The organism is Streptomyces sp. NPDC001056 (assembly GCF_053598955.1).
Map to the genome: position 1 here is coordinate 19357 of NZ_JBSFLI010000009.1, position 14639 is coordinate 33995.

General features: G+C 72.6%; 15 protein-coding genes. 6 read left to right on the plus strand and 9 right to left on the minus strand.

The window, feature by feature from the left end:
* Positions 1–642 carry a TetR family transcriptional regulator gene (locus ACWDD7_RS13325; protein ID WP_351867471.1) on the minus strand — a complete coding sequence of 214 codons (642 nt, stop codon included), beginning with the start codon at positions 640–642 and terminating at the stop codon, positions 1–3.
* A 171-nt stretch (positions 643–813) separates the two neighbouring features.
* On the opposite strand from ACWDD7_RS13325, the gene ACWDD7_RS13330 reads away from it, so the two are divergent.
* Positions 814–2043 (plus strand): acyl-CoA dehydrogenase family protein, encoded by a 1230-nt coding sequence (locus ACWDD7_RS13330; protein WP_351867469.1) that lies wholly within the window; start codon positions 814–816, stop codon positions 2041–2043.
* Positions 2044–2127: 84 nt separating this feature from the next.
* Here ACWDD7_RS13330 and ACWDD7_RS13335 read toward each other — a convergent pair whose 3' ends face one another.
* The 7 genes from ACWDD7_RS13335 to ACWDD7_RS13365 form a co-directional block, all read right to left on the minus strand.
* On the minus strand, positions 2128–2673 hold the full coding sequence (locus tag ACWDD7_RS13335; protein ID WP_450457410.1) for a cupin domain-containing protein: 546 nt from the start codon (positions 2671–2673) through the stop codon (positions 2128–2130).
* Positions 2674–2680: 7 nt separating this feature from the next.
* Positions 2681–3904, minus strand: a complete 1224-nt coding sequence (locus ACWDD7_RS13340) for a cytochrome P450 (RefSeq protein WP_450457411.1) — start codon at positions 3902–3904, stop codon at positions 2681–2683.
* Positions 3901–4965, minus strand: coding sequence for a type III polyketide synthase (locus ACWDD7_RS13345; RefSeq protein ID WP_351867460.1), 1065 nt, complete (start codon positions 4963–4965; stop codon positions 3901–3903). Before ACWDD7_RS13345 ends, ACWDD7_RS13340 begins: the two co-directional genes overlap by 4 nt.
* Positions 4966–5330: 365 nt before the next feature.
* Positions 5331–5564 carry a DUF6213 family protein gene (locus tag ACWDD7_RS13350; RefSeq protein ID WP_351867457.1) on the minus strand — a complete coding sequence of 78 codons (234 nt, stop codon included), beginning with the start codon at positions 5562–5564 and terminating at the stop codon, positions 5331–5333.
* A gap of 26 nt (positions 5565–5590) precedes the next feature.
* Complete coding sequence (locus ACWDD7_RS13355; protein ID WP_351867455.1) at positions 5591–6976, minus strand: NADP-dependent succinic semialdehyde dehydrogenase; 1386 nt, start codon at positions 6974–6976, stop codon at positions 5591–5593.
* A gap of 77 nt (positions 6977–7053) precedes the next feature.
* On the minus strand, positions 7054–7527 hold the full coding sequence (locus tag ACWDD7_RS13360) for an NUDIX domain-containing protein (RefSeq protein ID WP_351867452.1): 474 nt from the start codon (positions 7525–7527) through the stop codon (positions 7054–7056).
* Positions 7524–9062, minus strand: coding sequence for an ATP-dependent DNA ligase (locus ACWDD7_RS13365; RefSeq protein WP_450457544.1), 1539 nt, complete (start codon positions 9060–9062; stop codon positions 7524–7526). The genes ACWDD7_RS13360 and ACWDD7_RS13365 overlap by 4 nt, the downstream gene beginning before the upstream one ends.
* 117 nt (positions 9063–9179) lie before the next feature.
* Here ACWDD7_RS13365 and ACWDD7_RS13370 point away from each other — a divergent pair, with 117 nt between their 5' ends.
* The 5 genes from ACWDD7_RS13370 to ACWDD7_RS13390 all read left to right on the plus strand — a co-directional run bounded on the left by ACWDD7_RS13370 (position 9180) and on the right by ACWDD7_RS13390 (position 13370).
* Complete coding sequence (locus ACWDD7_RS13370) at positions 9180–9755, plus strand: helix-turn-helix domain-containing protein (RefSeq protein WP_392214281.1); 576 nt, start codon at positions 9180–9182, stop codon at positions 9753–9755.
* Between the two features lie 88 nt (positions 9756–9843).
* Positions 9844–10809 carry an NADPH:quinone oxidoreductase family protein gene (locus tag ACWDD7_RS13375; RefSeq protein WP_450457412.1) on the plus strand — a complete coding sequence of 322 codons (966 nt, stop codon included), beginning with the start codon at positions 9844–9846 and terminating at the stop codon, positions 10807–10809.
* Positions 10806–11987 carry an acyl-CoA dehydrogenase family protein gene (locus ACWDD7_RS13380; RefSeq protein ID WP_450457413.1) on the plus strand — a complete coding sequence of 394 codons (1182 nt, stop codon included), beginning with the start codon at positions 10806–10808 and terminating at the stop codon, positions 11985–11987. The genes ACWDD7_RS13375 and ACWDD7_RS13380 overlap by 4 nt, the downstream gene beginning before the upstream one ends.
* Positions 11984–13057 carry an acyl-CoA dehydrogenase family protein gene (locus ACWDD7_RS13385; protein WP_351867441.1) on the plus strand — a complete coding sequence of 358 codons (1074 nt, stop codon included), beginning with the start codon at positions 11984–11986 and terminating at the stop codon, positions 13055–13057. The genes ACWDD7_RS13380 and ACWDD7_RS13385 overlap by 4 nt, the downstream gene beginning before the upstream one ends.
* Before the next feature lie 118 nt (positions 13058–13175).
* Positions 13176–13370, plus strand: a complete 195-nt coding sequence (locus tag ACWDD7_RS13390) for a hypothetical protein (RefSeq protein WP_285558550.1) — start codon at positions 13176–13178, stop codon at positions 13368–13370.
* A gap of 10 nt (positions 13371–13380) precedes the next feature.
* Here the strand turns inward: ACWDD7_RS13390 and ACWDD7_RS13395 are convergent, their stop codons facing one another.
* Positions 13381–14619 (minus strand): phosphodiester glycosidase family protein, encoded by a 1239-nt coding sequence (locus ACWDD7_RS13395; protein WP_450457414.1) that lies wholly within the window; start codon positions 14617–14619, stop codon positions 13381–13383.
* Positions 14620–14639: the final 20 nt, after the last annotated feature.

Below are 14639 nucleotides of genomic sequence, written 5' to 3' on the forward strand. Positions count from 1 at the left end.
TCAGAACCCCGGGCCGCCCACCTTGTCCCCGGCGGCCGCGAGGCGGCCCCACAGCAGGTCGGCCAGGGAGCGCACCAACTCGGCTCGGGAACAGGGGCGTTCGCCGAGCCACCAGTCGCCGGCCGCGTGCATCATCCCGACGATCCCGTGCCCCCACACCCGGGCGAGCTGCTGGCTGCCGGGGCCGAGGTCGACCCGCTCCTCGATGACCTGGGCGAGGTCCTCGCCCATCCGCCGCAGCAGCGGGGCGCTGTGCTTGCCGACGTCGAATCCCTGGTCGGTCCCGGTGCTCTCGGCCGGGTGCATCAGGAACCGGTACACCTGCGGCCGTGCCTCGATGGCGGCGAGATAGGTGTCCAGCGTGGACTCCACCCGCTCGCGGCGGGCCGCCGGGGCGTCCAGCGCGGCCCGCAGGGAGGAGAGGAGGGCGTCGGTGTGCCGCTTGGCGAGCGCGGCGTAGAGGCCGCCCTTGTCGCCGAAGTGCCGGTAGAGGATCGGCTTGGTGATCCCCGCCTCGGCGGCGATCGCGTTCATCGACGCCTGCGGGCCGTCGCGGAGCACCACCCGGTCGGCGGCCTCCAGCAGCTCGCGCCGTCGGTGTTCGGCGGACCGCTGCTGATCGGTCCGCTGTGTGGTGTCCATGTGTGCTCTCCCCACCCGCGCTGATTCGGTGACGCCTGCGCAAACTAACACTGACCAGGCCCCTGACATCGAACGGGATACCGAGGCGTCGTCGCCGGTTGACTGTTCTTACCCGTCGGTAACAGACTCGTGTTACCGTAAGTAACACATCGTACCGCCGCTGGAGGGGACATGGCCGAGTTCACCATGGAGCTGAACGACGAACAGAAGGAAGTCCGGGACTGGCTCCATGGCTTCGCCGCCGACGTGATCCGGCCCGCGGCCGCCGAGTGGGACGAGCGCGAGGAGACCCCCTGGCCGGTCATCCAGGAGGCCGCGAAGGTCGGGATCTACTCCCTCGACTTCTACGCGCAGCAGTACTTCGACCCCACCGGCCTCGGTATCCCCATGGCCATGGAGGAACTGTTCTGGGGCGACGCGGGCATCGCCCTGTCCATCGTGGGCACCGGCCTGGCCGCCGTGGGCGTCCTCGCCAACGGCACCGAGGAGCAGATCGGCACCTGGATCCCGCAGATGTACGGCGACGCCAACGACGTCAAGGTCGCCGCGTTCTGCTCCTCCGAGCCCGACGCCGGCTCCGACGTGGCCTCCATGCGCACCCGCGCGGTGTACGACGAGGCCAAGGACGAGTGGGTGATCAACGGCACGAAGACCTGGGCGACCAACGGCGGCATCGCCAACGTCCACGTCGTCGTCGCCAGCGTCGACGCGGAGCTGGGCTCCAAGGGCCACGCCTCCTTCATCATCCCGCCGGGCACGCAGGGGCTCGCACAGGGGCAGAAGTTCAAGAAGCACGGCATCCGCGCCTCGCACACCGCCGAGGTCGTCCTCGACAACGTGCGCGTCCCCGGCTCCTGCCTGCTCGGCGGCAAGGAGAAGCTGGACGAGCGGCTGGCGCGGGCACGCGAGAGGGCCAAGGCGTCCGGCGGGGAGCGGGTGAAGAACGCGGCGATGGCCACGTTCGAGGCCTCGCGGCCGGCGGTCGGGGCGATGGCCGTCGGCACCGCTCGGGCGGCTTACGAGGTCGCCCTCGACTACGCCAGGACGCGGGAGCAGTTCGGGCGGCCCATCATCGACAACCAGGGCGTCGCCTTCCAGCTCGCGGACATGCGGACGCAGATCGACGCGGCGCGGCTGCTGGTGTGGCGGGCGTCCTGGATGGCGATCAACGGGAAGCCGTTCACCGCGGCCGAGGGGTCGATGTCGAAGCTGTTCGCCAGCGAGACCGCGAAGAAGGTCACCGCGCAGGCGATCCAGATCCTCGGCGGGAACGGGTACACCCGGGAGTATCCGGTGGAGCGGATGCACCGGGACGCCGCGATCTACACCATTTTCGAGGGGACGAGCGAGATCCAGCGGCTCGTCATCGCGCGGACGTTGTCGGGGATGCCGATCCGGTAGCGCGGAGGGGAACCGCGCGGTCCCGGCGGTCAGTCGACCGCGGCCTGCCGCGCGGTTCCCCGCGTCCCCCTCGGGGCGGCACGGTCACCGGTGTCGCAGCGGGGTGAGCTGCTCGATGTCGTACTTGAGCCGCAGCGCCTCTATCGCGTCCTGGTCGGGTGGGCCGCCGTCGCGGAGGATCTCCAGGAGTTCCTCGAAGTAGCGTTCGTGGTCCGGGGGTGGGCTCGCCTGGAAGAACATCTTGGCGGGCGTGTCCGTGGGGTTCGCGAACGCGTGGGGGCAGCCGGGTGGTACGACGATGACCGTGCCCGGGGTCGCCCGGACCACCCGGTTGCCCGAACTCGACTCCCACCTCTTCCAGTTGCCGGGGGTGCGGACCCGGGGCTCGAAGGCGAGCACGTCCAGCTCGCCCTCCAGGACGTAGAACAGCTCCTCGCTGCGGGTGTGCACATGGGCACCGACGTCGAAGCCCGGCGGGACCTCCACCTCGAAGGTGGAGGCCATCCGCGAGTGCGTGCCGGTGACCTTGAACGTGACCCGCTGGGCGGGCGTCTCCATCACCCGGCCCTGGCCCGGCGGTACGAGCAGCCCGTCGACCGATGCCGATGTCAGCCCTTCGATGGTCGTCATCGCCGGCTCACCACATCACGGGCAGGGCCGCGGGACCGCGGATCAGCGCGCCCTTCTTGAAGGGCACCTCCTCGGGCGGCACGGCCAGTTTCAGGCCCGGGATCCGGTCCAGCAGCGCGTCGACCAGCAACTCCGACTCCAGCCGGGCGAGCTGACCACCCGGGCAGTAGTGCGGCCCGAAGCCGAACGACACATGCGGGTTGGGGCTGCGGGAGAAGTCGATCTCCTCCGGATCCGGGAAGACCTCCGGGTCGCGGTTCGCGGCCAGGTACGACACGTACACCGCGTCGCCCGCGCGGATCCGCACGCCCCGGATCTCGACGTCCTCCAGGGCGATCCGCGAGAGGCCGACCGCGTTGCGGTGCGGGATGAACCGCAGGAGTTCGTCGATGGCCCGTGGGCGGATCTCCGGCGCGGAGCAGAGCCGTTCGGCCAGGTCGGGGCGGGTCAGCAGCAGATAGAACATCTGCCCGCTGTTGTTGGTGACCGCCTCGCCGCCGATCTGGAGGAGGACGGCGAGACCGACGGCCTCCTCCAGGGTGACCTCGCCCCGGCCCACCGCGGCGCCCAGCAGCGAGGTGACGTCCTCGGCCGTGCTGCGTCCGCGCGCCCCGATCAGATCGGAGAAGTACGCGCCCATCTCGCGCTTGGCCCGCTCGCTGACCTCCTTGCCGTGCGCGGAGGACAGGATCAGCTGGGTCCACTCGTGCATGTCGTGCCGGTCGGCGGCCGGAACGCCCATCAGCTCGCAGATCACCGCGATGGGGAACGGGCTGAGGACCGTCGCCGTCAGGTCGGCCGGCGGGCCGTCCGCCAGGAGCCGGTCGATCAGCTCGTCCAGCATCCCGCGCGCCTTCTCCCGTACCCGTTCCACGCCCTTGGCGGTGAAGGCCGCGGTGACCGAGCGGCGCAGCCGGGTGTGGTCGGGCGGGTCCAGGAAGCCGACCGCGCCGCGGTCCGGTATGAAGTGCGGGGCGAGCCGGGTGACCGGCTTGTCCATGACCGCCTCGCGGCCGAAGCGGGGGTCGTTGGTCACCATGCGCACGTCGTCGTACCGGGTGACCAGCCACGCCCAGCCCTCGCCGTTGGGCAGCTGGATGCGGGTGACCGGGCCCTCGCGCATCAGCTCGGTGAGCACCGGGTCGAAGTCCGTCCCGGTGAGGTCGAGCGCCGGCCAGTGACGGACCGGCGGCACGGCCTCGGCGAGGGGCGTCTCCTCGGTCTGCGTCATCGCCCGCCCCCGTTCCCGTCGACCCAGCGGCCGACCGTCATCTCGGCGGTGATGCCGGGCCCGAAGCCGGCGAGCAGTCCGCGCGCCCGCTCCTCGGCGCCGCCCTCGTCGAACAGCCGGCGCAGCGCGTCCAGGACGACGGCGCTCGCGATGTTGCCGTACTCGGTGAGCGTGGACCGGCTGAACCGGAACGCGTTCGGCTCGACCTCCAGGAACTTGCTGAGGTCGTCGAGGATACGGGGGCCGCCGGCGTGGATGATGTAGAAGTCCAGGTCGGAGGCGTCCCAGCCGTGGTTGCCCGCCAGGTCCTTGAGCGCCGGGGCGAGCGGCTCCATGGTGGTGGGCACCCGCTTGTCCAGCAGGAAGTGGAACCCGGTGGCCCGGACGTCGTAGGCGATCCAGTCCTCGGTCTTCGGGATCAGGTAGGAGCCGTTGCGCTCCAGCTGGACGCCCCTGCCGCCGCGTCCGCGCACCACGGCGGCGGCCACGCCGTCACCGAACAGGCCGTTGGACAGCAGCGAGCCGACGCCGAGGTCGGTGGGCTGGTAGCACAGCGAGCAGAACTCGCAGGCCACGATCAGCGCGTTGGCGTTCGGGTACGCCGTGCAGAAGTCGTGGGCCCGGTTGATCGCCGCGCCGCCGGCCGCGCAGCCGAGCTGGGCGATGGGGAGCTGACGGGTGGTGCTGTCGAAGTCCATCTCGTTGATCAGCCACGCCGTGAGCGAGGGCATCATGAAGCCCGTGCACGAGACGTAGATGATCACGTCGATGTCGGTGGTCAGGAGTTCGGCGTCGTCCAGCGCCCGCTGGATCACCTCGGGGACCCGGGCCTTGGCCTCGGACTCGTAGAGCTTGTTGCGGTCCTCGAAGCCGGGGTGCTTGAGGGTCTCCTCGATGGGCTGCACGATGTGCCGGGTCTTCACGCCGGTGTTCTCGATCAGCCTCAGCGCCAGCGCCAGTTGAGGGTGGTCCGCGTGGCGGGAGCGCGCCAGCTCCAGCGTCTCCTCCATCGTGATCACGTGCTCCGGGACCGACACCGAGGGTCTGCACAAAGTCGCCATGAACCGTCCCTGCTTTCCGCGTGTCCGGCGGGCCTTCACCCACCGGTCAGAAGGTGGTTCACCTCAGGAGGTGCTCCACCCACCGTCACCCGGGAGGACCACGATCTCGCGCTGGGTTACTCCGAATCGGGGATGCCGCGTCAGGCTCGACGGGGGACTTCCGACGCCGGACGAGGGAAAAAGCCGGGCCGGCCGTTAACGCGAAAGCCCTGCTGGGGACGGCCGCCGACACCCTCGCCCGACCGCTGGAACAGTGAGGGGTGAAACGCCGGCCCCGCAGGAGCGCGGGGCGGTGTCGCGGCGCGGCCCCGCCGCGCGGGTGCGGGACACCGCTGCGCACCCGCACCCGGAAAGAGGCCGGAAACCTACGGCGCCCCGCTGCTGTGCGCGATGCACGCCACGTCGATGCGGTCCGCCAGTTTCGCCAGTTCGATCGTCAGCGCGGCGACCGTGTCCTCGTCCAGCCCCTGATCCCCGGTCTCGACCAGCCGCAGCCAGCGTCCGCCCACGGTCCGCAGCAGCTTGCTCACATCGGCGGCAGCCACCTGCAAGGTCCCGCGGGCGTCGACGATCAGAGGCAGAGTCACTTCGCGGTTCACAAAAGAAGATGGTAGCCGCGCATACCTCACGCACTCTGCCAAACCGTGGTGATGTTGCAGAACTCCCGCATTCCGTGCCCGGACAGCTCACGCCCGTACCCCGAGCGCTTCACCCCGCCGAAGGGGAACGCCGGATGGGACGCGGTCATCCCGTTGACGTACACCGCCCCGGCCTCCAGGTCCCGCGCGAACCGCTCGACTTCGCTCTCCTCCCGCGTCCAGACATTCGAACTCAGCCCGAACGGCGTGTCGTTGGCGATGAGCAGCGCCTCGTCCAGATCGTCCGCCCGGTACAGCGTGGCGACCGGTCCGAACGCCTCCTCGCGGTGGACGCGCATCTCCCGGGTGATCCCGGCGAGCACGGTCGGCGGGTAGTACCAGCCGGGGCCGTCCGGGCGGGCGCCGCCGCACAGCACCTCGGCCCCGCTGCGCCGCGCGTCGTCGACCAGCTCCTCCAGGTCCCTGCGCCCCTGCTCGCTGGCGAGCGGTCCGACCTCGGTGTCCTCCTTCAGCGGATCGCCGAGCTTGAGCGCCTTCATGCCGGCGACGAACCGCTCGGCGAAGGCGTCGTAGACGTCGCTGTGCACGATGAACCGCTTGGCGGCGATGCAGGACTGCCCGTTGTTCTGCACCCGCGCGGTCACCGCCACCTCGGCGGCGCGGTCGACGTCGGCGGAGGGCATGACCACGAACGGGTCGCTGCCCCCCAGCTCCAGGACCGTCTTCTTGATCATCTCCCCGGCGGTGGACGCGACGGCCCGCCCGGCGGGCTCGCTTCCCGTGAGGGTGGCCGCCCTGACCCGCTCGTCGCGCAGGATGTCGTCCACCGCGGCGGAGCCGATCAGCAGCGTCTGGAAGCAGCCCTCCGTGAAGCCCGCCCGGTGGAACAGGTCCTCCAGGTACAGGGCGGTCTGCGGGACGTTCGAGGCGTGCTTGAGCAGCCCCACGTTGCCCGCCATCAGCGCGGGCGCGGCGAACCGGACCACCTGCCAGAGCGGGAAGTTCCACGGCATCACCGCGAGCACCGGGCCGAGCGGCCGGTAGCGCACCCGTACCCGCGTCGCCCCGGAGTCGCGGACGTCCGCCTCGGCGGGCTCCTCGTCGGCGAGCAGGGCCTCGGCGTGCTCCGCGTACCAGCGCATGGCCTTGGCGCACTTGGCGGCCTCCGCGCGGGCCTGCTTGACCGGCTTGCCCATCTCGGTGGTCATGACCCTGCCGATCTCCTGCCGGTCCTCGTCCAGCAGGTCGGCGGCCCTGTTCAGCAGGCGGGCGCGCTCGGCGAACGGGGTCGTCCGGTACGTGCGGAACGTGGCCTCGGCGAGCTGGAGCCGGCGCTCCAGCTCCTCCTCGCCCATGGGCTCGTACGTCTTGAGCGTCTCGCCGTTCGCCGGGTTCACCGTCGCGATGGGCATGGCTGGCCTCCCCTGGAAGCGGGTTGTGATTCGACCTTCGCGCGTGGCCCGCCGGGGCGCAACGCCAGGTCGCCTGTTCAGCCCGAGTGCTCCGCCAGCCGGTCGAGAAACGCGGCCTGCGCCGTGATGATCACCTCGCGGGCCCGGTCCAGGCCGAGCCAGGCCACCCGGTCCAGCTCCGGGAACTCCGCCCGCCGCCCCGAGCGCGGGGGCCACTCCATGGTGAAGGTGCCGGGACTGAAGGCGGTCAGGTCCGGGTCCCCGCGCAGCGCCCAGGCCGTGACGACCTTGCCGTTGCGCTGGACGACCTCGCCGAGCGGTACGGCCTCCCCGTCGGGCGGCGTGAGGCCCAGCTCCTCCTCGAACTCCCGCCGGGCCGCCTCCCACGCGGGTTCGTCGCCCTCGTACTCGCCCTTGGGGACCGTCCAGGCGCCGGCCTCCTTCTTCGCCCACAGCGGGCCGCCCATATGGCCGAGCAGGACTTCCAGGCCCTCGCCGGAGTGCCGGTACACCAGCAGTCCCGCGCTGCGCTTCGTCGTACGCACCGTCACGGTGTGACCTCCGGGTGGGCCGCGAGCAGGGTCTCCACCGTATCGGCCTCCCCGGGGGTCTTGTCCTCGCGGTAGCGGACCACGCGGGCGAAGCGCAGGGTGACGCCGGCCGGGTAGCGGGAGGAGCGCTGGAGGCCGTCGTAGGCGACCTCCACGACGAGTTCGGGGCGCACCCGCACCACCCGGCCGTCGTCCTCGACCGCCAGCCGCCGGAGGCGCTCGGTCTGCCAGGCGAGCATCGCGTCCGTCATGCCCTTGAAGGTCTTGCCGAGCATCGCGAAGCCGCCGTCCGCCGTACGGGCGCCGAGATGGAGGTTGGACAGGCGGCCGGTGCGCCTGCCGTGGCCCCACTCGGCGGCCAGCACCACCAGGTCGAGGGTGTGCACCGGCTTGACCTTGAGCCAGGCGGCGCCGCGCCGGCCCGCGCTGTAGGGGGCGGCCAGCGACTTCACCACCACGCCCTCGTGGCCGCGGGCCAGGGTGTCGGCGAGGAAGCGTTCCGCCGCCGGGATGTCCGCGGCGCCCTCGGCCAGCGCCCGCCGTACCCGCATCGGCTCGGGCACCAGCCGGGCCAGCTCCGCGTGCCGCTCGGCGAAGGGCAGGTCGAGCAGATCGTGGCCGTCGGCGGCGAGGACGTCGAAGAAGACGGGGGAGACCGGGACCTGTTCGGCCACCCGCGCCACGTCCGTGCGGGAGCCGACCCGGCCCGAAGTCTCCTGGAAGGAGCGGGGCCGCCCGGCCGCGTCGAAGGAGATCACCTCGCCGTCCAGGATGAACCGTTCCCCCCTCAACTCCAGTGCGGCAGACGTCACTTCGGGCAGCCGGGAGGTGATGTCGTCCAGGGTGCGGGTGTGCACGCGGACCGTGTCGCCGTCCCGGTGCACCTGCACCCGGATGCCGTCCAGTTTCTCCTCCACCGCGCAGGCGCCCAGCTTCCCGACCGCCTCGGCGACGGAGGAGGCGCTGTGCGCCAGCATCGGCAGCACCGGGCGGCCGACCGTGAGCCGGAACCGGTCGAGCGCGGCGGGTCCCTCGCCCAGCAGGGCCCCGGCGACCGTCTGGAGCGAGCCCGACAGCATCACCGCCCGCCGTACGTCCTCCGCGGGCGCGCCGGTCGCCCGCGCGAGGCCCTCCACCGCGACCGCGTCCAGGGCGCCCTGGCGGACCTCGCCGGTCAGCAGGCCGAGCAGGAAGCGCTGCTCGTCCTCGGTGGCCGCGCCCATCAGCGCGCCCACGAGCCGGCCGCGCTCGGCCCGGGAGCCGGCCCCGGAGACCGCGCCCAGGGCGGTGAGGGCCGCGTCGACCGCGTGGACGGTGAGGGTGGGCTCGGCGGCGGGCGGGACCCGCCGGCCCAGCACCTTCCAGCCGACGCCCAGCCGGCCCTGGGGCAGCCGTCCGGCGAGGTACGGGATGACGATCGGCACGTCGTCCGCGTCCGCCTCCCGGAACAGCTCCGCGAGCAGCGCGATCTTGCGGGACCGGGCCGCCGTCGCGGCCACCTCCCGGGACACCTGGGCGAGCCGGGCCAGCAGCATGCCCTCAGAGTGCACCGCGGACGGGTGGTCCACACCCGATCCGTGCCGACGGGTCCGCGCACGGCGTCCGGGGGTCGCGGGGTTGACAAACGCCTTTGCCGAAACTGCAATGCCCGCATGAGTACCGAAGACGTCCTGGCGGAGGTGGGTCCCCGGCTGCGGCGGATCCGCAGGGAACGCGAGGTGACCCTGGCGGCGCTGTCCCAGGCCACCGGCATCTCGGTGAGCACCCTGTCGCGGCTGGAGTCCGGGCTGCGCAGGCCCAGTCTGGAGCTGCTGCTGCCGATCGCCCAGGCCCACCAGGTCCCCCTGGACGAACTGGTCGGCGCGCCGCCGGTCGGCGACCCCCGGGTGCGGGCCGAGCCCGTGCGGCGGCACGGCCGCACCTTCTGGCCGCTGACCCGGCAGCCCGGCGGCCTCCAGGCCTACAAGGTGCTCGAACCGAGGCGCGCCCAGGAGCCGGAGCCACGCAGCCACGAGGGGTACGAGTGGCTGTACGTGCTGTCCGGGCGGCTGCGGCTGGTGCTCGGCGAGCACGACGTGGTGCTGGCGGCCGGGGAGGCGGCCGAGTTCGACACCCGGGTGCCGCACTGGTTCGGTTCGGCGGGGGAGGGGCCGGTGGAGTTCCTGAGCCTGTTCGGGCCGCAGGGGGAGCGGATGCATGTGCGGGCGCGCCCGGCGGTGCGCAAGTGAGCCTCCCGTGAGGTGTTCCCTCTCGGGCAAGCGACCGCTTAGTATGCGAACGATCCGGTCGGACGATGCGGTCGCGTGGAGGCCCCGTATGCAGGCATGGCAGGTGCACGAGAACGGTGAGCCGAGCGAGGTGATGCGGCTCGCCGAGACAGAGCGGCCCGTCCCGGGCGACGGCCAGGTGCTGCTTCGGGTGCGGGCGGCCAACGTCAACTTCCCGGACGCGCTGCTGTGCCGGGGCCAGTACCAGGTGCGCCCGCCGCTGCCGTTCACGCCGGGCGTGGAGGTCTGCGGCGAGACCGAGGACGGCCGCCGGGTGATCGCCACCCCCGCGCTGCCGTACGGCGGTTTCGCCGAGTACGCCGTCGCCGACGCCGCGGCGCTGCTGCCCGCGCCCGAGGCGCTGGACGACGCGGAGGCCGCCGCGCTGCACATCGGCTACCAGACCGGCTGGTTCGGACTGCACCGCCGGGCCCGCCTCGAAGCGGGGGAGACCCTGCTGGTGCATGCCGCGGCCGGAGGGGTGGGCAGCGCGGCCGTGCAGCTCGGCAAGGCGGCCGGCGCCACCGTGATCGGTGTGGTCGGCGGAGCCGAGAAGGCCGCCGTCGCCCGGGAGCTGGGCTGCGACGTGGTCGTGGACCGGCACGCCGAGGACGTCGTCGCCACCGTGAAGGAGGCCACCGGCGGGCGCGGCGCCGATGTGATCTACGACCCCGTCGGCGGCGAGGCCTACGCCCAGTCCGCCAAGCTGGCCGCCTTCGAGGGCCGGATCGTGGTCGTCGGTTTCGCCAGTGGCGCCATCCCCACCCCGGCGCTCAACCACGCGCTGGTGAAGAACTACGCGATCCTGGGCCTCCATTGGGGCCTGTACAACACCAAGGACCCCAAGCTGGTCCGGCAGTGCCACGAGCAGCTGACCGAGCTGGCCGCGCGCGGTGCGATCGCACCGCTGGTGAGCGAGCGGGTGCCGCTGGGCGGAGCCGCGGAGGCCGTGCAGAAGGTGGCGGACGGCCGCAGCACCGGCCGGATCGCCGTGGTGACGGAGGAGGCAGCGTGAGCGACGCCGACGAACTGCGCGACCGTACCAGGGAGTTCCTCGCGGCCAACCCGCCCGAGCGGACCGAGCGGCTCGACTTCCTGCGCGCCCGCTTCGACGCGGGTCTCGCCTGGGTGCACTACCCGCAGGGGCTGGGCGGGCTCGGCGCGCCGCGTTCCCTCCAGGTCGTCGTCGACGCCGAACTGGAGGCGGCGGGAGCCCCGGACAACGACCCCCGGCGGATCGGCATCGGCCTCGGCATGGTCGCGCCGACGATCCTCAAGTACGGCACCGACGAGCAGAAGCGCCGCTGTCTGCGCCCCCTCTGGACGGGCGAGGAGGTCTGGTGCCAGCTCTTCAGCGAGCCCGGCGCCGGATCCGACCTCGCCGCGCTCGGCACCCGGGCCGTCCGCGAGGGCGACGCGTGGGTGGTCAACGGGCAGAAGGTGTGGACCTCCAGCGCCCATCTCGCCCGCTGGGCCATCCTGATCGCCCGCACCGACCCGGACGTGCCCAAGCACCGGGGCATCACCTACTTCGTCTGCGACATGACCGACCCCGGCGTCGAGGTCCGGCCGCTGCGGCAGATCACCGGCGAGGCCGAGTTCAACGAGGTCTTCCTCACCGACGTGCGCATCCCGGACGACCGCCGGCTCGGCGAGGTCGGCGACGGCTGGCGGGTCGCGCAGACCACGCTGAACAACGAACGCGTCGCCATCGGCGGCATGCGGCTGCCCCGCGAGGGCGGCATGATCGGCCCGGTGTCGAAGACCTGGCGGGAACGCCCGGACCTGCGCACCCACGACCTGCACCAGCGCCTGCTGAAGCTCTGGGTGGAGGCCGAGGTCGTCCGCCTCACCGGCGAACGCCTGCGCCAGCAGCTCGTCGTCGGCCAGCCCGGCCCCGAAGGCGCCGGCATGAAGCTCGCGTTCGCCCGCCTCAACCAGGAGATCAGCGGCCTGGAAGTGGAACTCCGCGGCGAGGAGGGCCTGTTGTACGACGACTGGACCATGCGCCGACCGGAGCTGGTGGACTTCACCGGCCGCGATGCCGGTTACCGCTACCTGCGGTCCAAGGGCAACAGCATCGAGGGCGGGACCAGCGAGGTCCTGCTGAACATCGTCGCCGAGCGCGTCCTCGGGCTGCCCGCCGAACCGCGCACCGACAAGGACGTCGCCTGGAAGGACCTGGCCCGATGACCGACCTGCTATACTCGGAGGAGGAAGAGGCGCTGCGGGCGGCCGTACGGGACCTGCTCACCGACCACTGCGCCGCGGCCGAGGTCATCGCGCGCGCCGAGTCGTCGGCCCCGCACGACCTCGACCTGTGGAAGTCCCTCGCCGTGAGCATGGGCCTCGCCGGGCTCCTGATCCCCGAGGCGCTGGGCGGCCAGGGGGCCTCGCACCGCGAGGCCGCCGTCGTCCTGGAGGAGTTGGGCCGGGCGGTCGCGCCGGTGCCCTATCTCACCAGCGCGGTCGTGGCCACCGAGGCGCTGCTCGCCTGCGGCGACGAGGAACTGCTCGGCAGGCTCGCGACCGGGCGCACCATCGGCGTGCTCGCCGTCGGACTGCACGTGGCTCCCGGCGCGGCCGTGCGGACCGTACGACTCGAAGACGGCACCCTGCACGGCGAGTTGACCGGCATCGCGGACGCGGCCGCCGCGGATGTGCTGCTGGTCCCGGCCGACGACGGCGGCCTGTACGCCGTGGCCGCCGACGCCGTCACCCGCACCCCGCAGACCTCGCTGGACCTCACCCGGCCGCTCGCCACCGTCACCCTCGACGGTGTCACCGGCCGGCGCCTCGGCGACGCCGAGCCCGCCGTGCGACGGGCCCTGCGCGCCGCCGCCGGACTGCTCGCCTCCGAACAACTGGGCCTCGCCGACTGGGCCTTGACCGAGACCGTGCGCTACCTCAAGGAGCGCAAGCAGTTCAACCGGCCGGTCGGCGGGTTCCAGGCGCTCAAGCACCGGCTCGCCCAGCTGTGGCTGGAGGTGGTCAGCCTCCGGGCCGCCGCACGCGCCGCCGCCGACGCCCTGGCCACGGGCGAGGACGCCGACGTCACGGTGGCCGTCGCCCAGGCCTACGCCGCCCCCGTCGCCGTCCGCGCCGCCGAGGAGGCGCTCCAACTGCACGGCGGGATCGGCATGACCTGGGAGCACCCCGTGCACCTGTGCCTGAAGCGGGCCAAGGCCGGTTCCCTCGCCTACGGCACCGCGGGCGCCCATCGCGAGGCCCTGGCCGAACTGGTCGAGCTGCGGGCCCCGTAGGCCCGTACCGCCCGAGACATCACACGATCGGAGGACATGTCAGCCGCCCGGCGGAACCCTCCGCTACGCCACACTTGCGGCCGAACGCCGCTTTTGGGCGTGGCGGAGGAGGTTCCCGATGGCGATTTCCATCTCTGTGGTGCTGCTGCTCCTGATCCTGGCCGTGATCTTCATGCGCAATGGTTCGCTGAAGGTCTCCCACGGCCTGGTCTGCATGCTGCTCGGCTTCTACCTGGCGTGTACGAGCATGGCGCCCACCATCCACAACGGGCTCGACGCGACGGCCGCCCTGGTGAGCAGCCTGCGGCCCTGAGCCGAGCGGGTCAGCCCGTGGCGAAGACACCGACCCCGTTCGCCACGGGCCGCTCGGCGCCGCCGCTCGGATGGTTGCGGACCGTCACCGCGGCCGCGCCCGCGTCCCGGGTGACCATCTCGCTGGAGCCCCCGCCGTCCAGGTTGAACGCGTCGGACGCCCCCAACGACCGCATGGTGGTGGCCTCTTCGGCGACCGTCAGACCGGACCGGTAGGCGACGGCACCGTCCAGGGCCAGGATCAGCAGCCGCCGTCCGCCGTCGTCGAAGCCCACGATCGTGCGCACCGCGGAGGCGGTGTCGTCCAGCCCGGCCGGCGGCCGGCCGTCGCGCAGCACCGGGAAGCCGCCGAGCGCGAAGGCGTAGGCGACCTTGGAGGTGGCCGCGACCAGCGCGTGGGTGACGGACACGGCGTCCCCGACCGCCAGTCTCCGCAGTTCCCGGGCGCCCTCCTCGCGGCCCACCAGGACCGTGGTGTCCGCCGGGATCCGGCCGCTGCCCGGCGTGTTTGCGACGGAGACCACCCGGCCGCCGCGCACCCTCACCTCGTACGTGTCGGAGCCGCAGCCCGCTCCCCGGTTCGTGTCGGTGCCGCAGACGGCCCGCTCGCGCGAGGCGCTGCCCCACCGGGAGGTGTACGCGCCGACCGAGTTCTCCGCCAGGGCGTACTGGTTGAGGCCCTTCAGCGGCAGCTCGCCCTCCGGAGTGCGCACCGAGCCGGTCAGGGAGAGGCGGTCCAGGCGGGCGCGGCGGTCGGTGCCGACGCCGAGGACGTCCTCGGTGGTCGCGCCCGGCGGCAGCGTGGGACCGAACCGCTGCCCGTTCGGCACCGCCGCCTTGAGCACCTGCCCGTTCGCGACGGCCGGGCCGACGCTCGCGCCGGTGGGGTCCACGCCCGGGTGCTGGCTCTCGGTGATGTCGAAGAAGTCCCCGTTGACGCCCGCGACCGCCCTCGCCGAGTTCGCCATCGCGGAGACCGTGGCACGGGCCGCGACCGCGCCCGGGTGCAGCAGGTCGACGCGCACGTGCGGATTGCCGAGGTCGACCGTGAGGAGGTGGGCGTGCGTGGTGCCCGCGGCCGCGCGGACGTCGAACTGCCGGTAGGTGACGCCCGGCGCGATGGTCCTGCCCGCCGGTAGGGCGTCGGCCGGGGCCGCCCCCGCGAGGGCCGCGCCGGCCAGTACACCGAACGCCGTGACAACCGTGAGAACCGCTCTGCCCGCTGCCGAACGCCCGCGACGTCTGGTCACCGTGCCCCCTGATGTCTCGT

Excerpts from the sequence above, each read along its gene's own strand:
- ACWDD7_RS13355 (WP_351867455.1), bottom strand. The coding sequence starts at position 6,976 with ATGCCCATCGCGACGGTGAACCCGGCGAACGGCGAGACGCTCAAGACG.
- ACWDD7_RS13330 (WP_351867469.1), top strand. The coding sequence starts at position 814 with ATGGCCGAGTTCACCATGGAGCTGAACGACGAACAGAAGGAAGTCCGG.
- ACWDD7_RS13385 (WP_351867441.1), top strand. The coding sequence starts at position 11,984 with ATGACCGACCTGCTATACTCGGAGGAGGAAGAGGCGCTGCGGGCGGCC.
- ACWDD7_RS13325 (WP_351867471.1), bottom strand. The coding sequence starts at position 642 with ATGGACACCACACAGCGGACCGATCAGCAGCGGTCCGCCGAACACCGA.
- ACWDD7_RS13340 (WP_450457411.1), bottom strand. The coding sequence starts at position 3,904 with ATGACGCAGACCGAGGAGACGCCCCTCGCCGAGGCCGTGCCGCCGGTC.
- ACWDD7_RS13375 (WP_450457412.1), top strand. The coding sequence starts at position 9,844 with ATGCAGGCATGGCAGGTGCACGAGAACGGTGAGCCGAGCGAGGTGATG.
- ACWDD7_RS13365 (WP_450457544.1), bottom strand. The coding sequence starts at position 9,062 with ATGCTGCTGGCCCGGCTCGCCCAGGTGTCCCGGGAGGTGGCCGCGACG.
- ACWDD7_RS13345 (WP_351867460.1), bottom strand. The coding sequence starts at position 4,965 with ATGGCGACTTTGTGCAGACCCTCGGTGTCGGTCCCGGAGCACGTGATC.
- ACWDD7_RS13335 (WP_450457410.1), bottom strand. The coding sequence starts at position 2,673 with ATGACGACCATCGAAGGGCTGACATCGGCATCGGTCGACGGGCTGCTC.
- ACWDD7_RS13370 (WP_392214281.1), top strand. The coding sequence starts at position 9,180 with ATGAGTACCGAAGACGTCCTGGCGGAGGTGGGTCCCCGGCTGCGGCGG.
- ACWDD7_RS13390 (WP_285558550.1), top strand. The coding sequence starts at position 13,176 with ATGGCGATTTCCATCTCTGTGGTGCTGCTGCTCCTGATCCTGGCCGTG.